This is a genomic window from Methylovorus mays (assembly GCF_020531915.1).
Classification (GTDB): domain Bacteria; phylum Pseudomonadota; class Gammaproteobacteria; order Burkholderiales; family Methylophilaceae; genus Methylovorus; species Methylovorus mays.
The window spans coordinates 396890-415510 of the sequence record NZ_JAJAVG010000004.1; the positions used below are offsets into that span (position 1 = coordinate 396890).

Here is an 18621-nt window from a genome sequence, read left to right on the forward strand (position 1 = left end):
TCGACTTAGGTCTCCTGCCCGCGCCGCATGGTGCCACCGACGGCCGGGTCCCCAGCGCCAACACTGATCGGGCTATTGAGCACATCCGGCGCGGGCAGCTTGAGCAAATGGTAGAGATTGCTCAGGTTACGTCGGTAAAGGCGATCAAAGCTGTCCACACTCATGGCCGAGTTGTAATCACCAAACCACCAGAACCAGTCAGATCCTTCGCAAATAGCCAGCTGCCGTTCACAGGCGGCGACCTCTTCCGGTGTAAGCAGGCCATCCTGCATGACGCGGTCATAACACTCCTTGGCATCACACAGCAGATCCCAGCCTCGGTTTTTTTCAGCGGAGCCTATCCAGGTGCTAAAGCTGCCATACACCCAACTCCCAGCCGCCACTTCAGGCAAGGTTTCCATGGCGACGGTGTTGCCAGGAAGGGCAAGAATATCGCTGAATGTTGCCATCTCGATATGGGGATGATCTACCAGCGCAGCATAAAGTTCGCTTAGAAAGTAATAGGCATTGTAGGGATAGTATTCCCAGGCATTTTCGCCATCGAGAATCACACTGACCACCGGGCACTGCGTGCGTGTATTGGCGGACTGAATCTGCTCCAGCGAGCGGATGAAATCGCTCACCGCCTCGCTGGCGTAGAGCTTGGAATATTCGAAGCCGATTTTGTCTGACAGCCCGTCATCACGAAAGAAGCACAGAATGTCGTGATGCCCATCGGTGATGCGGTATGGCTGATACAGGTAATCCTGCTTGGCCAGGCCAAACCCTTCAAACGATTTGTAAAGACTGTGCGTCAACACGCCTTCGCCGGTGGCTGCCCATTTGAGTCCATGCTGCGCCATCAGCGTCAGCGTGGCATACGATACCGCGCCTTCTGCTGGCCACATGCCGGTTGCCGGCTTGCCAAAGCGCTCCGCATGCGAGATTTGCGCCTGACGGATATGGGCGCAGGCGCGATCCAGCCCTCCTGGATAACGTGAAGAATGTGGCAAGGGTGCATAAGGCATGGCATCGCGCGTGGATTTGAAATCCAGCAACAAGGGCACAATCGGATGGTAATGCGGGGTGGTGGAGAGCTCGATGCGTCCCTGATCCTGCAAGGCTTTATAGCGCGGAATCAGCCCGCTGATGAGCTCGCCGATCAGGCGAAACAAGGCGCGGCGTTCTTCCAGGGTAAATTGCGTGCCCTTCTCCATGAGCTGCTGAACGAAGGTATTGTTGCGGCGGATGCTCTCCCCGGTCCATGCCAGGTGATACCAGACCAGCAGATCAGCCTTGTATTGGGCAGAAAGATAATTAAAGGCGGCACTGCCCTCGATTTGCAGGGCTTTGTAGATATTGTGCAGACGCTGGTAATGCGCAAACGGTGCCAGCATTTTTTCGTGATGGCTCTTGAAACAGCTATCTATAATGAGATTGCACTGCTCGGTGCTGATATTGTCCAGCGCCTCCTCTGCCAGCAAGGCCAATAAAGGATCGCGAATGTCGCCGGAGACAAACTGGTCTGCATAGTCTTCGAGCTGGTCCAGCAGGACTGGGACGAAATTGAATGTCACCCGGGCCTGCGGGTTGGCCTCCAGATGCCATGCCATGTCGGTGTAATCCTTGATGGCATGCAGGTAGGTCCAGGGCAGCACATATTGCCCGGTCAGCGTATCGCGATAGTCGGGCTGATGCATGTGCCAATAAAGATTAAGGTAAAGCTTGGGGCGTTTATCCGTCATGTGGCCTCTCAAGACAGCAGATAACTGCTGTACTGAACAATGAAAGTCCCCAGGCCAGAGCCCGGGAACGCCTATCTTGCTTGATGTATGGATTGCCCCAGCATATCGGGGGTGACCAGCGTGATACCTTTTTCTGACACATAAAACCGTTTGCGATCCTGCTCCGGGTTAACCCCGATTTCCATGCCATCGGGAATCCGGGTGCCCTTGTCGACCACCACACGCTTGAGCGTGACATACCGGCCTATGTCCACTTTGGGCAGGATGACCGAGTCTTCGATATTCGAGTAACTATTGACGCGAATATCCGAAAACAGGACCGAGCGACTCACTTTGGCGCCACTGATAATGCATCCGCCGGACACCAGGGAGTCGGTTGCCATGCCACAACGATCCGCATTGTCGAACACGAACTTGGCGGGAGGCAGTTGCTCCTGATAGGTCCAGATCGGCCAGTGACGGTCGTAAAGGTTGAGCTCGGGAATCACTTTGGTCAGCTCCATATTCGCTTCCCAATAAGCATCAACCGTACCAACATCGCGCCAGTAGTAGTTGCCGTCGGAGGCGCCGACGCAACTTTCCGTAAAGCGATGGGCATAAACACGATACTTCTTGATCATGTAGGGGATGATGTCGCGACCAAAGTCATGCTGCGAATGGGGAGCATCAGCGTCACGAATCAATTGCTCATAAAGAAATGATGCATTGAAAACATAAATACCCATGCTGGCCAGCACCTGGTCCGGATTATCTGGCAGTGGCTTGGGGTTGTCTGGCTTCTCACTGAAGTCGACGACGCGGTCTTCGTCATCAACCCCCATCACGCCAAACGCCTTGGCATCTTCCACGGGAACATTCACACACGCCACGGTCATGTCGGCTTTATTCTTGACATGCGAAGCCAGCATCTGGCCATAATCCATCTTGTAAATATGGTCGCCTGCCAGAATCAACACATACTCGGCACCCGTATTGCGCAAGATATCCAGATTCTGAAAAACCGCATCCGCCGTGCCTTTGTACCACTCTTCCTGAATGCGCTGCTGTGCGGGAAGGAGCTCGACGAACTCATTGAATTCACCGCGCAGAAACCCCCAGCCACGCTGGATATGCTGCATCAGGCTATGAGACTTGTACTGGGTGACAACGCCGATACGGCGCACACCGGAGTTCATGCAATTGGAAAGTGGGAAATCGATAATACGGAACTTGCCGCCGAATGGCACCGCCGGCTTGGCGCGCCAATTGGTCAGGTCTTTTAGCCGGCTGCCTTTGCCGCCAGCAAGAATCAAAGCGACCGTATTTTTGGTCAGGGCACTAATGAAGCGTGTAGAGGTCAAATCCTGGTGCATTATTACTACTCCTGAATTATAGTTGTAATTAGTGCGTGAAGGCCGCCGTTATGGACTCCGCAGCCTGTGTAGAGGCCGTTGTGACTCATTATAGTCACGATAATTGACGGATATCCAGTAGATTTAATTCCTTAATCCAGATATTTTTTTTCGATTGCCATTTTGCCAAAGCCCAATAAAAACGAAGAATTATCGCTAATACTTGAAGCGAAACATTACAACCCGCATAGCGTGCTTGGTTGGCATGTGCATGAGGGACAGCACAGTTATCGCGCATTTTTGCCGTTTGCCGACGAGGTATGGCTCAAATCAGGGCAGACATGGCAGCCCATGCCACGTGGCGATTCTGACGGTTTTTTTGAGTGGTCAGGCACCCAGCAGCCGGAAATGCCCTGCCAGCTTCGCATATCGCAGCATGGGAAAACCCATGAAACCTGGGACCCCTATTCGTTTAGCCTCATGCTAAGCAATGATGAGTTGTATCTGCTGGGCGAAGGCAAACTCAAGCTGGCATATCGCACACTGGGGGCGCATCTATGCACGCATCAAGGGGTGGCCGGGGTGCGTTTTGCAGTATGGGCGCCTACAGCGGAGCGCGTCAGTGTTATCGGGGATTTCAACCAGTGGGACGGCCGCGTACATGCCATGCATTGCCATGGCTCCAGCGGCGTATGGGAGCTCTTCATCCCTCAGCTCACCGAAAATCAGCTCTATAAATTCGAGATCCGCAATCGCAATACTGGCCAGATCCATATCAAAACAGACCCCTATGGCTTCAGCTTTGAACAGCTTCCAGGCACCGCCAGCAAGATCACCAGACTGGATGGCTACCAATGGCAGGACGAAGCCTGGCTGAAAGCACGCGCGGAGCGGGATTGGCTGCATGCCCCACTCAACTGTTATGAGGTGCATCTGGGGTCGTGGCGTCGTGATGAGCATGGCCACTTTCTCGGTTACCGTCAGCTGGCTGAGCAGTTAATCCCTTATGTTCAGGACATGGGCTATACGCATATCGAGCTTTTGCCGGTTTCCGAACACCCGCTCAATGAGTCCTGGGGCTATCAGACCACAGGTTATTTCGGCGTCACCAACCGTTTTGGCAGCCCCGATGATTTCCGTTACTTCGTTGATCGCTGCCATCAGGCTGGCATTGGTGTAATTCTGGACTGGGTACCTGGGCATTTTCCCAAGGACGACTGGGCGCTGGCACGTTTTGATGGCTCCGCGCTGTTTGAGCATGAAGATCCACGACTGGGGGAACATCAGGACTGGGGCACGTATATTTTCAACTACGGCCGCAATGAGGTTCGCAACTTCCTGATCAGTAATGCCTATTACTGGCTTAAAGAATTACACATTGATGGCTTGCGCGTGGATGCTGTGGCGTCCATGCTTTATCTTGATTACTCGCGCAAGGAAGGCCAATGGCTCCCCAACAAGTTTGGCGGTCGCGAGAATCTGGAGGTGATCGACTTTTTGCGGCAACTCAACATGATGGTGCATGAGGATTTTCCAGGTGCCCTCACCATTGCAGAAGAGTCCACCTCCTTCCCCATGGTATCGCGCCCGGTTTATCTTGGCGGACTCGGTTTTTCCATGAAATGGAACATGGGCTGGATGAACGACACGCTGTCTTACATGGCAAACGATCCGATCCACCGCCGCTATCACCAGCAAAAACTGACGTTTGGTCAGCTTTATGCCTATACCGAAAACTTCCTGCTACCCTTCTCCCACGATGAAGTGGTGCATGGGAAACGATCATTGCTGGAAAAAATGCCGGGCGATGCGTGGCAAAAATTCGCCAACTTACGTTTGCTGATGACCTATCAGGCCACGATATCAGGCAAAAAACTCAGCTTCATGGGCAATGAAATTGCCCAGAATCGGGAATGGAATGTCAATGCCTCATTGGATTGGCACTTGCTTGGTAACCCATTAAATCAGGGCGCTCAGCGCTTGTGTCGTGACCTTAACCATACCTATAAGAACCATCCAGCATTACATACCTTGGATTTTGAGCAGACTGGATTCCGCTGGATAGATTGTAACGACGCTGAACAATCCACCATCAGCTTTGTCCGGGTCGGCCAAAAAGGCGAGATTCTGGTCGTATTGCTTAACTTCACGCCCGTGCCACGCCCCCACTATCGTATTGGTGTTCCGCATGCCGGGGCATATCGCGAGCTGATCAATAGCGATGCCGAATGCTACGGTGGCAGCAATATGGGCAATGGTGGCCTCTTGCATAGTGAACCTGTGCCGTGGATGGGATGTCAGCACTCCATTGAACTTACCCTGCCTCCGCTGGCCGGACTCATATTGCAGCCGGAATCTGCATAAGGCCTGCATAACAATAGATGATTTATTAATAAAATGTTAATTAAGCCAGTCTAGACTGGGGTGGCAGTATCGAAATATCGTAAAAATAGTTAGACTAGTAGCCAAATGCCACGTAGCAAGTGCGCATCCCGCTAACAACACAACCTTCCAATACCGAATAAACTAAAAACTGCATGAGTAATCCAACCAATTTGCCTGTATGGCAACAGCTGCAACGACACTTCCAAGACATATTCCCTCTGCAAATGCGCGACATGTTTGCGCAGGACGACCAGCGATTTGAGAAATTCTCGCTGCAACTGGGCGATCTGTTGCTGGATTATTCCAAGCATCGAATCAATGCTGACACCATGTCGCTGCTGTTTACACTGGCACGCGAAACGGATGTTGAACAATGGCGCGAGCGCATGTTCAGCGGCGAGAAGATCAACTTCACCGAAAATCGCGCCGTGCTGCATACCGCGTTGCGCAACCGCAGCAATACGCCGGTGCTGGTAGATGGCAAGGATGTCATGCCGGATGTAAATCGTGTGCTCGCGCAAATGCGCAGCTTCAGCGAGCAAGTGCGTTCTGGCGAATGGAAAGGCTATAGCGGCAAGCGCATTACCGATATCGTCAATATCGGCATCGGCGGCTCCGACCTGGGGCCTGTCATGGTCTGTACCGCCCTCAAGGCGTACGCCAGTCCGGAATTGAATGCCCATTTCGTTTCCAATATTGATGGCGCGCACCTGGCCCAGGTTCTGGAGAAATGTAATCCTGATACCACCCTCTTCATCGTGGCGTCCAAGACATTCACCACCCAGGAAACCATGACCAATGCGCGCTCTGCTCGCACCTGGTTACTGCAGGCAGCTGGCGATGAAGCCCATGTGGCCAAGCATTTCGTTGCCCTCTCCACCAATGCCAAGGCCGTCAGTGATTTCGGTATCGATACCGCCAATATGTTCGAGTTCTGGGACTGGGTAGGCGGCCGCTATTCGCTGTGGTCTGCCATCGGCCTGCCTATCGCCATCTACATTGGCATGGATAACTTCGAGCAACTGCTGGAAGGTGGCCATGAAATGGATCAGCACTTCCGCAGCGCACCGCTGGAAGAAAACCTGCCAGTGATCATGGCCATGCTGGGCATCTGGTACAACAACTTCTTTGAAGCGGAAACCCATGCCATCCTGCCTTACGACCAAGGCCTCTCGCGCTTTACTGCCTATCTGCAGCAAGCGGATATGGAAAGCAACGGCAAATTCGTCAACCGCGCGGGCGAGCGCATCAATTACACCACAGGCCCGATTATCTGGGGTGAGTCCGGCACTAACGGTCAGCATGCGTTTTATCAGCTGATTCACCAGGGCAACAAGCTCATTCCTTGTGACTTCCTGATGCCGCTGCACAGCCATTACTCGATTGGCAAGGATGGCGATGAACATCACCATATTCTGATTGCCAACCTGCTCGCGCAAACGCGCGCCCTGATGCAAGGCAAATCCGCCAAGGAAGCCAAGATCGAGCTGGAAGAGCAAGGCCTGGATCATCACACCATCATGAACCTGCTGCCTCATCGCGTGTTCGGCGGCAATCGCCCTACCAGCACCATGCTGTTCGACAAGCTTGACCCGAAAACCCTGGGCAAGCTGATCGCGCTGTATGAGCACAAGATATTCGTGCAGGGCATTGTCTGGAACATCAACTCCTTCGACCAATGGGGCGTGGAATACGGCAAACAGATTGCCCAGAAAATTCTGCCACAACTCACCGATGGCAAGCTGACCTGCGATTATGATGAATCCACCAACAAGCTGATTGATTACATCAAATCGCAAAACATCTAGCGCAAGAACCTGCTGACCAAGCAAATAAAAAAGCCCCGACGAATATCGGGGCTTTTTTATTTGCTGTTAAGTTGCAAACGGCTGGGCCGTTCGCATCAAAACCATTAGTGCAACTTCATGCCGCTGAATGCACTACCCAGCACGGCATTTCCCATAGAGGCGCCAATACGCTTGGCAAACTTGTCTGCCAGGCCTTCGCGTGCAGTGAAGTCGACGATTTTCTCCTGCTTGATGATTTCACGTGCAACGTAATCGGAGCTGCCAAAACCATCTGCCAGGCCCATTTGCACGCTAGTCTCGCCACTCCAGAACAAACCACTGAAGGTGTCGTCTGTTTCTTTCAGGCGCTTGCCACGCCCTTCACGCACTACCGCGATGAATTGCTGGTGAATCTGGTCAAGCATGCTTTGCGCATATTCTTTATGCTTGGGATTCACAGGGGAGAATGGATCCAGAATCGCCTTGTTTACACCTGCAGTCAGCAACCGACGCTCTACCCCAACCTTGTCCATGATGCCAGTAAAACCAAAGCCATCCATCAGCACACCAATCGAACCTACAATGCTGGCCTTATCGACAAAAATCTTGTCCGCAGCCACGGCGATGTAATACCCCCCGGATGCGCAAATGTCTTCCACCACGGCATATACAGGGATACTCGGGTGCAGTTTGCGCTGGCGATGAATTTCATCATTGATAATGCCTGCCTGAACCGGGCTTCCGCCTGGGCTATTGATACGCAGAATAATGCCTTTGGTATGCTTGTTCTCATAGGCAGATTCAAGACTGCCTATGACATCATCCGCACTCACCTGATCATCACTGCCAATCACGCCATAAATATCGATAAGCGCGGTATGGTCGCTATTGGCGCTGCCATCCCCCCCCACCCAGTCCAGTGCATAGAACAGCAGCATGAAGAGATAGATAAAGGTGAGCGATTTGAACAGCACGCCCCAGAAGCGGTTACGGCGTTGCTCGCGAATGGCGGAAAATGCCAGCTTTTCCAGCGTTTGACGCTCCCAGTTCGGATCGTTTTGATTAATGTCAGACATGCTTCAGACTTTCAAGGTTAATGAAAACAAAGGAATCCCGTTCAAACACGGGGAGCTGCTTGAGGCTGCGCCCTTTGCACGGCCCCATGACACAATACCCATTATCAGGGATGAAATGGGCGCCGTGTGTGGCGCAGATAATATATTGCTGCGTCAGATCGAAAAAATCTCCCGGGTTCCAGTCCAACTCCACCGGCACATGGGCGCACTGATTAATAAAAGCACAGAGCTTACCCCGATATCGCACCACGAATCCGGTCACGTGAGGCCCGAGTTCGGGTAGATCAAAGCGCACACCCTGCCCTTTTTCAAGCAGTAAGGCACTTTCACAGATCAGGCGTTCATTATCAGCCATTGATTTAGTTTAGTAAAATCATCGAAATGGGCGAGCGGAGCGTGTGGCAGCAAGCGCTCGAGCGGGTGCGCACCATAGCTGACGCCCAAGCTGGAAACGCCTGCATTGCTTGCCATTTGCAGATCAAAACTGGTATCTCCGATCATCAATGTACGCTCGGGGCTGGCCCCCACCTCGTCCATCAGCTCATGAATCATCTGCGGATGCGGCTTCGAGTGACACTCATCCACGCAACGTGTCGCGTGAAAGTAATGGCCTATGCCGCTGTTTTTCAGGGCGCGATTCAACCCGGCTCGACCCTTGCCAGTCGCCACCGCCAATGCAATACCTCGACCGTGCAACTCTGCAACCGCTTCCGCAGCACCATCAAACAAAGGAATCTCGTTTTCACCACTATTGTAATAGAGGGCATATCGCGCCATCAGTTGCTGAATCTGCAACTCCTGCACCGAGCCAAACAGCTCAATCAAGGCTTCACGCAGACCCAAGCCAATAATTCCGCTGGCGGCTTCATGCGTGGGCAAAGGCAAACCAACGTCCACACTGCCCTTGCAAATGGCGTCGACAATAAGCTGGGTAGAGTTGGCCAGCGTGCCATCCCAGTCAAAAATAATAAGATCAAATTGATTACTACGCATGATGGACTCTTGCTTCTATTCAGGATTCTTGGTGGGTAGCGGCTTTTTCTCGAGGGTGGCAAGGAAGGCTTGCAACGCCGCAGGTAACGGTGCGATCAATTTCAGCTTGTCGCCCGATAGCGGATGGCGGATACCAGTTTCCGCCGAATGCAGAAACATGCGCTTCAACCCACGTTTCTGCAGGGCTTTATTCAGCGCGAAATCGCCATATTTGTCGTCTCCAGCAATGGGGAAACCCAAATGCGCCAGCTGAACACGGAGCTGATGCGTGCGACCGGTAATGAGTTGCGCCTCCAGCAGGGTGAATTCGCCGTAGGACTTTTTCAGATGAAAAATGGTTTCCGAGTTCTGCCCCTCATCTTCCACCGTGACCTTGCGCTCGCCATTGGCCGTCACATGCTTCTGCAAGGCCAGCACGACGCGTTTTTTCTTTTCTTTCCAATCACCACTGACCAGCATGAGATAACGCTTGTCCATATGATTCGCGCGCATGGCTTCGTGCAGGCCGACCAGCGCACTGCGTTTTTTCGCCACCATCAGCACACCTGAGGTTTCCCTATCCAGCCGGTGCACCAGCTCCAGAAACTTGGCGTGAGGCCGCTCAAGGCGCAATTGCTCGATCACCCCTCGACTAACGCCACTTCCGCCATGCACGGCAAAGCCAGCGGGCTTGTCGATAACCAGCATCGCGTCATCTTCAAATATCACGGATTGTTCAAATTTGGCGGTGACCGGCCGGGAATCGTCTGCCACGGGTTGCGGCTGCACCCTGATCGGCGGTACGCGAACCAGATCACCCAATTGCAGGCGGTACGTCGCGTCTATGCGCTTGCTGTTTACCCGCACTTCGCCACTGCGCAATATGCGATACACATGGCTCTTGGGAACGCCCTTGAGCGTTTTGGTGAGGAAATTATCAATGCGCTGACCAGCCGAACCTTCATCGACAGTCAGCATGGCTGCACTGTTGGGTCCGATGGTCGCGCCATTTGCATTACTTGCTTTGCTTAAATTAGTCATCTCACCTATACTACGAAAATCTCGAAATAGATGCGCTAAGCGCTTATTCGGGAATGAATTGATGTTTGAAAAAACACCTTGAAAAATACCTTGGTTAACTCGCTCGCCAAATAAAATATCGTAGCGATTTTCTGCAACATTACTAATTGCGCTCAAGCCGCTGCAAACCAAAATCGCTAATAAATGCGCGGCCAGGAATTGCTGGAACTAAAGAATTTTAGCCGATATGACGGCTAACCAGAGACAGAATTAAAGCACCGAGGTTTAAAGTAACCCGTTAACGAGATTTTTCGTGAACTAAATCAGTCTGATACATTAAAACGATCAGAATTCTTTTTTCCGCCATGCGACAAGAATCGCAACCCGTGCGATGAAAAAAGCGGCCTAACCGCCTGGTTTTACCTCCTGCAGCAAACTCTGCTCACGCAGTAAAAGTGCACTCATATACACTGTGATTCACAGGAGCACTCCCTGCCGGACATCAGCAATCCTGCTTGTCGTTGAAGCGACAAGGTCTGCCAGACCGCTTAGAGCGCGGGAGCCTTACAATGAAACGCATGCTTTTCAATGCGACACAGTCGGAAGAACTACGTGTCGCCATCGTCGACGGTCAAAAACTGATCGATCTCGACATCGAATCCGCTGGCAAGGAACAACGCAAGAGCAATATCTACAAGGGTATCATCACCCGCATCGAGCCTTCTCTTGAGGCAGCATTTGTCAATTACGGCACGGACCGTCACGGTTTCCTGCCATTCAAGGAAGTCGCCCGCAGTTATTTCCAGAACGATAGCGATGGCCGCGCCCGCATTCAGGATGTGCTGAAGGAAGGCCAAGAACTCATTGTTCAGGTCGACAAGGATGAACGTGGCAACAAGGGCGCCGCCCTCACCACCTTTATTTCCCTGGCAGGCCGCTATCTGGTCCTGATGCCGAACAACCCTCGTGGTGGCGGCGTATCGCGCCGTATCGAAGGTGAAGACCGCAACGAACTGCGCGACCTGATGGCCCAGTTGGAAGTGCCCAGCGGCATGAGCATTATTGCCCGTACCGCAGGTATCGGCCGCAATCTTGAAGAGCTGCAATGGGACATGAATTACCTCTTGCAATTGTGGACTGCCATTGAGGGCGCCTCCACCATGCAAAGCGGCCCTTTCCTGATCTATCAGGAAGGCAGCTTGGTCATTCGCGCCATCCGTGATTATTTCCAGCCGGACATTGGCGAAATCCTGATCGACACTGCCGATATTCACGAACAGGCCGTACAGTTCATGAACCACGTCATGCCGGGCAATGTGTCGCGCGTGAAGCTGTATCGCGACGAGATCCCCTTGTTCTCCCGCTTCCAGATCGAGCACCAAATTGAAACCGCGTTTTCGCGTGAAGTGCGCCTGCCCTCCGGCGGTGCCATCGTGATTGACCACACGGAAGCCCTGGTATCGGTCGACGTCAACTCCGGCCGCTCCACCAAAGGCAGCGATATTGAGCACACTGCGTTCAATACCAACCTGGAAGCCGCCGATGAAGTAGCGCGCCAATTGCGTCTGCGCGACTTGGGTGGCTTGGTGGTGATCGACTTTATCGATATGGAAAACCAGCGCAATCAGCGCGAAGTTGAAAACCGCCTGCGCGACGCCCTGCATCATGACCGTGCACGCGTACAAACCGGTAAGATTTCCCGCTTCGGCCTGCTCGAGCTGTCACGCCAGCGCCTGCGTCCAAGCCTGGGCGAATCCAACCATATCCCATGTCCACGTTGCCATGGCACAGGCCATATCCGTGGCATTGAATCCACTGCGCTGCATATCCTGCGTATTACGCAGGAAGAAGCCATGAAGGAAAACAGTGCCATTATTCAGGTACAACTGCCAGTTGAAGCAGCGACTTTCCTGTTGAATGAAAAACGGGCGGAAATTCACAAGATTGAGCAACGCTCAGGCGTGCAGGTCGTACTGATCCCCAACATTCACATGGAAACCCCAAACTACAACATCTCGCGTATCCGCAGTGATGATGTCAACGAGGAAACCAGCCGCGCCAGCTACCAGATGGTGGAAATGCCAACCGAAGGTGAATACAACCCGGCTGCGCAGCAAGAAGTCAAAGCAGTACGCGTCGAGGCCGCGGTCAAGGGCATTACCCCCGCATCCCCAGCCCCTATCGCGACTGAAAAAGCCGTTGAAGTAGCAGCAGCCCCGTCACTGTTTGGCCGATTCAAGAACTGGCTCAGCAAGATCACCGAAACCAAGGAAGAAGTTGTTGCGCCTGAAACCACCAAGCAGCGCAATGATAGCAACCGTAACAATCGCAATCAGCCACGTAATGCGCGTAACAACCGCAATGGTCGTAATGGTGAGCGTGGTGAACGCCCAGCCACAGAACGCAATGCCGAACGTGGTGGCGAGCGCAATAATGAGCGTGCCGAACGCGGTGAACGCCCAGGCAATGAGCGCAGCGAACGTCAGGAACGTGGCAACCGTCAGGAGCCACGTCAACAGGAAGGTCGTGAACCACGTCAGCAGCAAAACCAACCACGAGCCGAGCGTGGCGAGCCACGTGAAAAACCCGCCATTGCGTCGCCAGCGCCAGCAGCACAACAAGCCAATGGCGAAGCTGGCAATGAGCCACGTAGCCGTCGTGGCCGTAATGGTCGTCGTGAACGCCCAGCGCGCGAGCCTCGTGAAAACCAGGCACGCAAGGCAGCAGATGATGCCGCTATTGGTGCTCCGGTAGCAGAGGAAGTGGCTCAGCAAGTCGCAGCACCAGTTGAAACCGTTACACAAAATACCAGTGTGAGTGAAGCCCCTGCTGTGGTGGAAACGGTTGCAGCGACAGCTGTCGTTGAGACCAGCCCCGCAGTCGAATCTGCTGCCAAGGTAGTGGAACCTCAACAAGCGGATCTGGCGCTGGTCAGTGATACCCCAGCTCCAGTAGTGGCAGCAGAGCCTGTAGCCGTGGCGTCAGAGCCTGTAGCCGATGCTGAACCTGTTGTGGTGGCAGAAAAGCCAGAAGCCACTGACAAGCCAGAGAAAAAACCTCGCGCACCACGCCGGCGCAAGGCTGAGGCAGAAACCAAGCCTCTGGATCTCGCAGCAAGCGGCTTGCAACTGGTGGAAACCAAAGCCGATGCGCCGGTAGCAACTGCGTCAGTGGAAGCAGAACCTGCAGCACCACGCAGCCGTAAGCCAGCCGCATGGCAGCAAAAAGCGACCAGCGATGACAGCGCTGAGGCGCCACTGGTATTGATCGAAACACAGAAGTAAACATGTAACTATTGGCAACCATCAACGGTTGCCAAATAAAAAGCCCGTTCCGAGTTGGAACGGGCTTTTTTATGCCTGGCACTGCAATGTGGTTAAGCTACATCATCCCAAGCCACCTCTTGGGCAGTGGCTTTGATGCTTCAAGGCAGAATATCGGGAACATCTGTTCCGTAGAATTTGGCCTTGAGTTTTTTCAGCTGGTCACGGAATTCTGCTGCTTTCTCAAACTCCAGATTTTGCGCGCTGTCATGCATGGATTTTTCCAGGCGCTTCATTTCCTTGATGATCTGTTTCTCGCTCAAGGCTTCATAGCTAGCCTGATCCTGCGCAGCCTGTCGCTCGCGTTTCGCGTCATCCTTGTCGTATACGCCGTCAATAATATCCTTGATGCGCTTGGTCACGCCCTTGGGGACAATGCCATTGGCTTCGTTGAACGCCATTTGCTTGGCGCGACGACGCAATGTTTCATCCATCGCCAGCTTCATGGAACGGGTAATGTTATTGGCGTAAAAGATTACCTTGCCATTGAGATTACGCGCAGCGCGCCCTGCCGTTTGAATCAGCGAGCGTTCCGACCGCAGGAAACCTTCCTTGTCCGCATCCAGCACGGCGACGAGGGACACCTCGGGAATATCCAGCCCCTCTCGCAGCAGATTGATACCCACCAGCACATCAAACTCGCCAAGCCGCAAGTCACGAATGATTTCCACCCGCTCCACGGTATCAATGTCCGAGTGCAGATAGCGCACCTTAACACCATGTTCAGAGAGGTAATCCGTCAAATCCTCTGCCATGCGCTTGGTCAGGGTCGTTGCCAGCACGCGCTCGCCCACGGCCACCCGCAGCTTGATTTCGGATAGCAGGTCATCGACCTGGGTATCTGCCGGTTTCACCGTGATTTCCGGATCAATCAGGCCAGTGGGGCGTGCTACCTGCTCGACTACCTGCTCCTGATGTGTGGCCTCATAGTCGGCAGGCGTCGCGCTGACGAACACGCATTGCCGCATGATGCGCTCAAACTCTTCAAATCGTAGCGGACGGTTATCCAGCGCCGATGGCAAACGGAATCCATAATCCACCAGGTTTTCCTTGCGCGCGCGGTCACCTTTGTACATGCCGCCAATCTGCGGAATGGTCACGTGACTTTCATCAATGATCATCAAGGCATTGTCAGGCAGGTAATCAATCAGTGTCGGCGGCGCATCGCCTGGTGAGCGACCGGTAAGATGGCGGCTGTAGTTTTCAATCCCCTTGCAGAAACCGATTTCATTGAGCATTTCCAGGTCAAAGCGCGTACGCTGCTCTATGCGTTGCGCCTCAACCAGCTTGTTGTTCTTGATAAAGAAATCCACGCGATCGCGCAGTTCCTGCTTGATGGTTTCCATCGCCCGCACCGTCGCTTCCCGCGCCGTCACATAGTGACTTGAGGGGAAGATGCGGAAATTGTGGATCTTGTTGAATACCTGCCCAGTCAAGGGATCAAACAGCTGTATGGTTTCGATTTCATCGTCAAACAGGCTGATACGCACCGCGGTCTCGCTATTTTCCGATGGGAACACATCGACTACATCGCCGCGCACGCGAAAAGCACCGCGCGAGAAGTCGAAGTCATTACGATCGTATTGCATCGTAATCAGCTTGTTCACGATATCTCGCTGACTTACCTTCATGCCCTGATGAATATGCAGCACCATGCCATGGTATTCGCCCGGATCCCCAATGCCGTAAATGGCCGATACGGTGGCCACAATAATGCTGTCTTCGCGCTCCAGCAGTGATTTTGTCGCTGAGAGTCGCATCTGCTCAATGTGATCATTGATGCTGGAGTCTTTTTCGATAAACAGATCGCGCGAGGGCACATATGCCTCAGGCTGGTAATAATCGTAATACGAGACGAAATACTCCACCGCATTGTTGGGGAAGAATTCGCGGAATTCCGAATACAGTTGCGCAGCCAGCGTCTTGTTTGGCGCCATCACCATAGCCGGCCGCCCGGTACGGGCAATGACATTGGCCATGGTGTAGGTTTTACCCGAGCCGGTCACCCCCAGCAGGGTCTGATAGCGCATGCCCTGCTCTATACCGGTAATGAGTTTTTCTATGGCGGCAGGCTGGTCGCCGGCGGGAGGGAAAGGCTGATGAAGCTGGTATCGACTATTGGGGAAAGTAACAATCACATCAAACACCTATAAAAGCGAATAGGTATTCTAGCAGTTCAAATCTATTACGCCGAACTCGATTATTAATTAAATGTCTTTCTGGCAGGCTCACTTACAAACAAGACGGCCTTAGGCCGCAACAATAATGACATTATGGAGAATGACACATGCGCTACCTGCTGACCCTGCTCACGGCATTTACCTTTATCCCCGCTGCGCATGCGTTTGACCGTGCCAAGCTGATGGATTCCTTTTTCTCGATCGTCATGATCCGTGGCTATAACCAGAATGGCAGCCTGGCCTATGGTTCCGGTGTCATTGTGGCGCCCAACAAGGTGCTGACCAACTGCCATATTTTTCGCCAGACCAAAGAACCATGGATATCGCGCGGCGAAGATACTTACACCATTGCCTCGATACAGGCGGACCGCTGGCATGACCTGTGCCTGATAACGACAGACAATTTGCCATTCAAGCCCGCCAAGATAGGCAGAGCCTCCGACATGAAAAAAGGCGAAGAGGTGATTGCCATTGGTCACTCCAGCGGCTCCCCTGCTCCCGTCACGTCACTGGGCACCGTCAAATCAGCATACCCACTGGATGATGGCATCATCCTGCGTAGCACTGCCCGCTTTGCCCTTGGCGCCAGCGGCAGTGGCTTGTTTAACCAAGAAGGTCAGCTCGTGGGCATCAACACCTTTAAAACCATAGGTCGAGTGGCTTATTTCTATGCCGTACCGATTGAGTGGCTGGACAAAGTAGCTCAACAACCCGCCGAAAGCGTCATGCAAATTACGGGTAAAGCTTTCTGGGAAGAGGATGAAGATACCAAACCCTACTTCCTGCGTATCGCTGTGCCAGAGCTGCAGGAGGACTGGCTAAAACTGGAGCAGATCGCCCAGGGCTGGACTCAGGCCGAACCCAACAATACCGAGGCGTGGTACGAATTGGGATGGGCTCAGGAAAAACTTGCACGCACGGAAGAAGCCGAAAAACACTATCGCAAATCGCTGGCGCTGGATGCCAGCAATACCGATGCCTTATTCCGAATAGGTGTGATCGCTAACGACAAAGGTGACAAGCAGGAAGTGCATAAAATCAGCGTGGCGTTGCTCAATCTGGATAAAAATATCGCAGAGGAATTCGGCGATACCGTGGGCTGCAAGCTGGAATGCTGAAACGCCAAGCACGAATTTCATGACAGGCGCATGAAAGAACAATCAAAAAAACGCGCTGCCAGTTCCGCAGGATGGGTTTTGTGAGTAAAATTAGCGCTTTATCACTCACCCCCATTCAAGGAAGTTACTTTGGAGCCCTTAGCTTTACCGCTCTCGCAGCGCGTTCAAACCATCAAAGAATCCCCCACTCTGGCTGTGACAGCACGTGCAGCCAAGCTAAAGGCTGAAGGCCGCGACATTATTGGTCTGGGCGCTGGCGAACCCGATTTCGATACGCCACAACACATCAAGGATGCCGCCAAAAAAGCCATCGATAGCGGCTTCACCAAGTACACCCCGGTCAGTGGCATTCCTGGCCTGAAAAAAGCCATCGTCGCCAAGTTCAAAAATGAAAACGGCTTTGACTACACCGAAAAGGAAGTGATTGTCGGCGTGGGCGGCAAGCAATGTATTTTCAACCTGGCGCTGGCTGTGCTTAACCCAGGCGACGAAGTCATTGTGCCTGCACCTTACTGGGTATCGTACGCCGACATCGCCATGGTGGCAGGCGCCAAGCCAGTGATTATTGAGTGCGGCATTGAGCAAGGCTTCAAGCTGACTCCTGCTCAGCTGGAAGCTGCCATCACGCCACAAACCCGCATGTTCATGATCAACTCACCCTCCAACCCTACAGGGTCGGTTTACACCCTGGCCGAGTTGCAGGCGCTGGGCGAAGTGCTCAAGAAGCATCCGCAGATTCTCGTGGCCACCGATGATATGTACGAACACGTCAACCTCACCGGCGACAAATTCCATAACATCCTGAATGCCACTCCTGAGCTGAAGAGCCGTTGCGTAGTGCTGAACGGCGTATCCAAAGCCTACTCCATGACGGGCTGGCGCATCGGCTATGCCGCAGGGCCTGCTCATATCATCAAGGCCATGGAAATTCTGCAATCGCAATCCACCTCCAACCCGACATCCATCTCGCAAGTGGCTGCGCAAGCCGCGCTTGAAGGCCCCCAGGAATGCATCACCCCCATGGTAGAAGCGTTCCGCGAGCGTCACGAGTATGTGGTAAACCGCTTTAACCAGATGCCAGGCCTCAAGTGCATCAAGGCGGGCGGCGCGTTTTACGCTTTCCCCGATGCCCGCGTCGCTATCGCCAACCTGCACAAGGCAGGCGTAATTAGCGATACCACCGATATGGCATTGTCAGAATACCTGCTTGAAAACGTCGGCGTTGCCGTGGTTCCTGGCTCGGCATTCGGTGCAGAAGGCTATTTCCGCATCTCGTTTGCCACTTCCATGGAAAACCTCAGAAACGCCCTCGACCGGATTGAAAAAGCACTTACTGTTTGATTCTAAAAGCATAAGATCAGGCGGTTTTTAGCCATATTTTTCAGCAAAAAAACAGTCCGTTTTACACGCTGTTTTTTGCACAAAAATGTTGACCGAAGCCCGCCGAGTCTTTATAGTAGCGCCTTCATCGATTCCCCGATAGCTCAGTCGGTAGAGCAACGGACTGTTAATCCGTGTGTCCCTGGTTCGAGCCCAGGTCGGGGAGCCAAATATGAAAAAGCCCACAGGAATGTGGGCTTTTTTTCCGATGAACTTAACCGAATATTCCCCGATAGCTCAGTCGGTAGAGCAACGGACTGTTAATCCGTGTGTCCCTGGTTCGAGCCCAGGTCGGGGAGCCAGATGAAAAAGGCCAGTGCATAAG

Annotated in this window: 12 protein-coding genes and 2 tRNA genes; 7 read left to right on the forward strand and 7 right to left on the reverse strand. The window is 53.1% G+C overall.

Annotation, left to right across the window (positions count from 1 at the left end):
- Positions 1 to 5: 5 nt before the first annotated feature.
- Positions 6 to 1724: a glycoside hydrolase family 57 protein gene (locus LG203_RS04220; RefSeq protein WP_230344629.1), complete on the reverse strand. Its 1719-nt coding sequence runs from the start codon at positions 1722 to 1724 to the stop codon at positions 6 to 8.
- 71 nt (positions 1725 to 1795) lie between these two features.
- Positions 1796 to 3076 (reverse strand): glucose-1-phosphate adenylyltransferase, encoded by a 1281-nt coding sequence (gene glgC, locus LG203_RS04225; protein ID WP_230344630.1) that lies wholly within the window; start codon positions 3074 to 3076, stop codon positions 1796 to 1798.
- 162 nt (positions 3077 to 3238) lie between these two features.
- Between glgC and glgB the strand changes: the two genes are divergently transcribed.
- Both glgB and pgi read left to right on the forward strand, forming a co-directional pair.
- Positions 3239 to 5419, forward strand: coding sequence for a 1,4-alpha-glucan branching protein GlgB (gene glgB / locus LG203_RS04230; protein WP_230344631.1), 2181 nt, complete (start codon positions 3239 to 3241; stop codon positions 5417 to 5419).
- A gap of 173 nt (positions 5420 to 5592) precedes the next feature.
- On the forward strand, positions 5593 to 7248 hold the full coding sequence (gene pgi, locus LG203_RS04235; RefSeq protein ID WP_230344632.1) for a glucose-6-phosphate isomerase: 1656 nt from the start codon (positions 5593 to 5595) through the stop codon (positions 7246 to 7248).
- Between the two features lie 104 nt (positions 7249 to 7352).
- Here pgi and LG203_RS04240 read toward each other — a convergent pair whose 3' ends face one another.
- The 4 genes from LG203_RS04240 to LG203_RS04255 are packed head-to-tail and all read right to left on the reverse strand — an operon-like array spanning position 7353 to position 10316.
- Positions 7353 to 8303 carry a S49 family peptidase gene (locus tag LG203_RS04240; protein ID WP_230344633.1) on the reverse strand — a complete coding sequence of 317 codons (951 nt, stop codon included), beginning with the start codon at positions 8301 to 8303 and terminating at the stop codon, positions 7353 to 7355.
- Positions 8296 to 8658, reverse strand: a complete 363-nt coding sequence (locus LG203_RS04245; protein ID WP_230344634.1) for a Rieske (2Fe-2S) protein — start codon at positions 8656 to 8658, stop codon at positions 8296 to 8298. Before LG203_RS04245 ends, LG203_RS04240 begins: the two co-directional genes overlap by 8 nt.
- On the reverse strand, positions 8637 to 9296 hold the full coding sequence (locus LG203_RS04250) for an HAD-IIIA family hydrolase (RefSeq protein WP_230344635.1): 660 nt from the start codon (positions 9294 to 9296) through the stop codon (positions 8637 to 8639). The genes LG203_RS04245 and LG203_RS04250 overlap by 22 nt, the downstream gene beginning before the upstream one ends.
- Before the next feature lie 15 nt (positions 9297 to 9311).
- Positions 9312 to 10316, reverse strand: a complete 1005-nt coding sequence (locus LG203_RS04255; RefSeq protein ID WP_407665351.1) for an RluA family pseudouridine synthase — start codon at positions 10314 to 10316, stop codon at positions 9312 to 9314.
- 548 nt (positions 10317 to 10864) lie between these two features.
- Between LG203_RS04255 and LG203_RS04260 the strand changes: the two genes are divergently transcribed.
- Positions 10865 to 13579, forward strand: coding sequence for an Rne/Rng family ribonuclease (locus LG203_RS04260; protein ID WP_230344637.1), 2715 nt, complete (start codon positions 10865 to 10867; stop codon positions 13577 to 13579).
- 140 nt (positions 13580 to 13719) lie between these two features.
- Here the strand turns inward: LG203_RS04260 and uvrB are convergent, their stop codons facing one another.
- Positions 13720 to 15756, reverse strand: coding sequence for an excinuclease ABC subunit UvrB (uvrB, locus tag LG203_RS04265; RefSeq protein WP_230344638.1), 2037 nt, complete (start codon positions 15754 to 15756; stop codon positions 13720 to 13722).
- Positions 15757 to 15905: 149 nt separating this feature from the next.
- Here uvrB and LG203_RS04270 point away from each other — a divergent pair, with 149 nt between their 5' ends.
- The 4 genes from LG203_RS04270 (at position 15906) to LG203_RS04285 (ending at position 18598) form a co-directional block, all read left to right on the forward strand.
- Positions 15906 to 16916, forward strand: a complete 1011-nt coding sequence (locus LG203_RS04270; RefSeq protein WP_230344639.1) for a trypsin-like peptidase domain-containing protein — start codon at positions 15906 to 15908, stop codon at positions 16914 to 16916.
- Between the two features lie 129 nt (positions 16917 to 17045).
- Entirely contained in the window at positions 17046 to 18257 is a 1212-nt protein-coding gene (locus LG203_RS04275) for a pyridoxal phosphate-dependent aminotransferase (protein ID WP_230344640.1), read from the forward strand.
- 132 nt (positions 18258 to 18389) lie between these two features.
- Positions 18390 to 18465, forward strand: a tRNA-Asn gene (locus LG203_RS04280).
- A gap of 57 nt (positions 18466 to 18522) precedes the next feature.
- Positions 18523 to 18598 (forward strand) — tRNA-Asn (locus tag LG203_RS04285).
- Positions 18599 to 18621 lie beyond the last annotated feature (23 nt).

What these genes read in the sequence shown, in the direction of transcription:
- LG203_RS04260 (WP_230344637.1), top strand. Translation starts at nt 10,865, where the DNA reads ATGAAACGCATGCTTTTCAATGCGACACAGTCGGAAGAACTACGTGTC.
- LG203_RS04255 (WP_407665351.1), bottom strand. Translation starts at nt 10,316, where the DNA reads ATGACTAATTTAAGCAAAGCAAGTAATGCAAATGGCGCGACCATCGGA.
- glgC (WP_230344630.1), bottom strand. Translation starts at nt 3,076, where the DNA reads ATGCACCAGGATTTGACCTCTACACGCTTCATTAGTGCCCTGACCAAA.
- pgi (WP_230344632.1), top strand. Translation starts at nt 5,593, where the DNA reads ATGAGTAATCCAACCAATTTGCCTGTATGGCAACAGCTGCAACGACAC.
- LG203_RS04270 (WP_230344639.1), top strand. Translation starts at nt 15,906, where the DNA reads ATGCGCTACCTGCTGACCCTGCTCACGGCATTTACCTTTATCCCCGCT.
- LG203_RS04240 (WP_230344633.1), bottom strand. Translation starts at nt 8,303, where the DNA reads ATGTCTGACATTAATCAAAACGATCCGAACTGGGAGCGTCAAACGCTG.
- LG203_RS04220 (WP_230344629.1), bottom strand. Translation starts at nt 1,724, where the DNA reads ATGACGGATAAACGCCCCAAGCTTTACCTTAATCTTTATTGGCACATG.
- LG203_RS04245 (WP_230344634.1), bottom strand. Translation starts at nt 8,658, where the DNA reads ATGGCTGATAATGAACGCCTGATCTGTGAAAGTGCCTTACTGCTTGAA.
- LG203_RS04250 (WP_230344635.1), bottom strand. Translation starts at nt 9,296, where the DNA reads ATGCGTAGTAATCAATTTGATCTTATTATTTTTGACTGGGATGGCACG.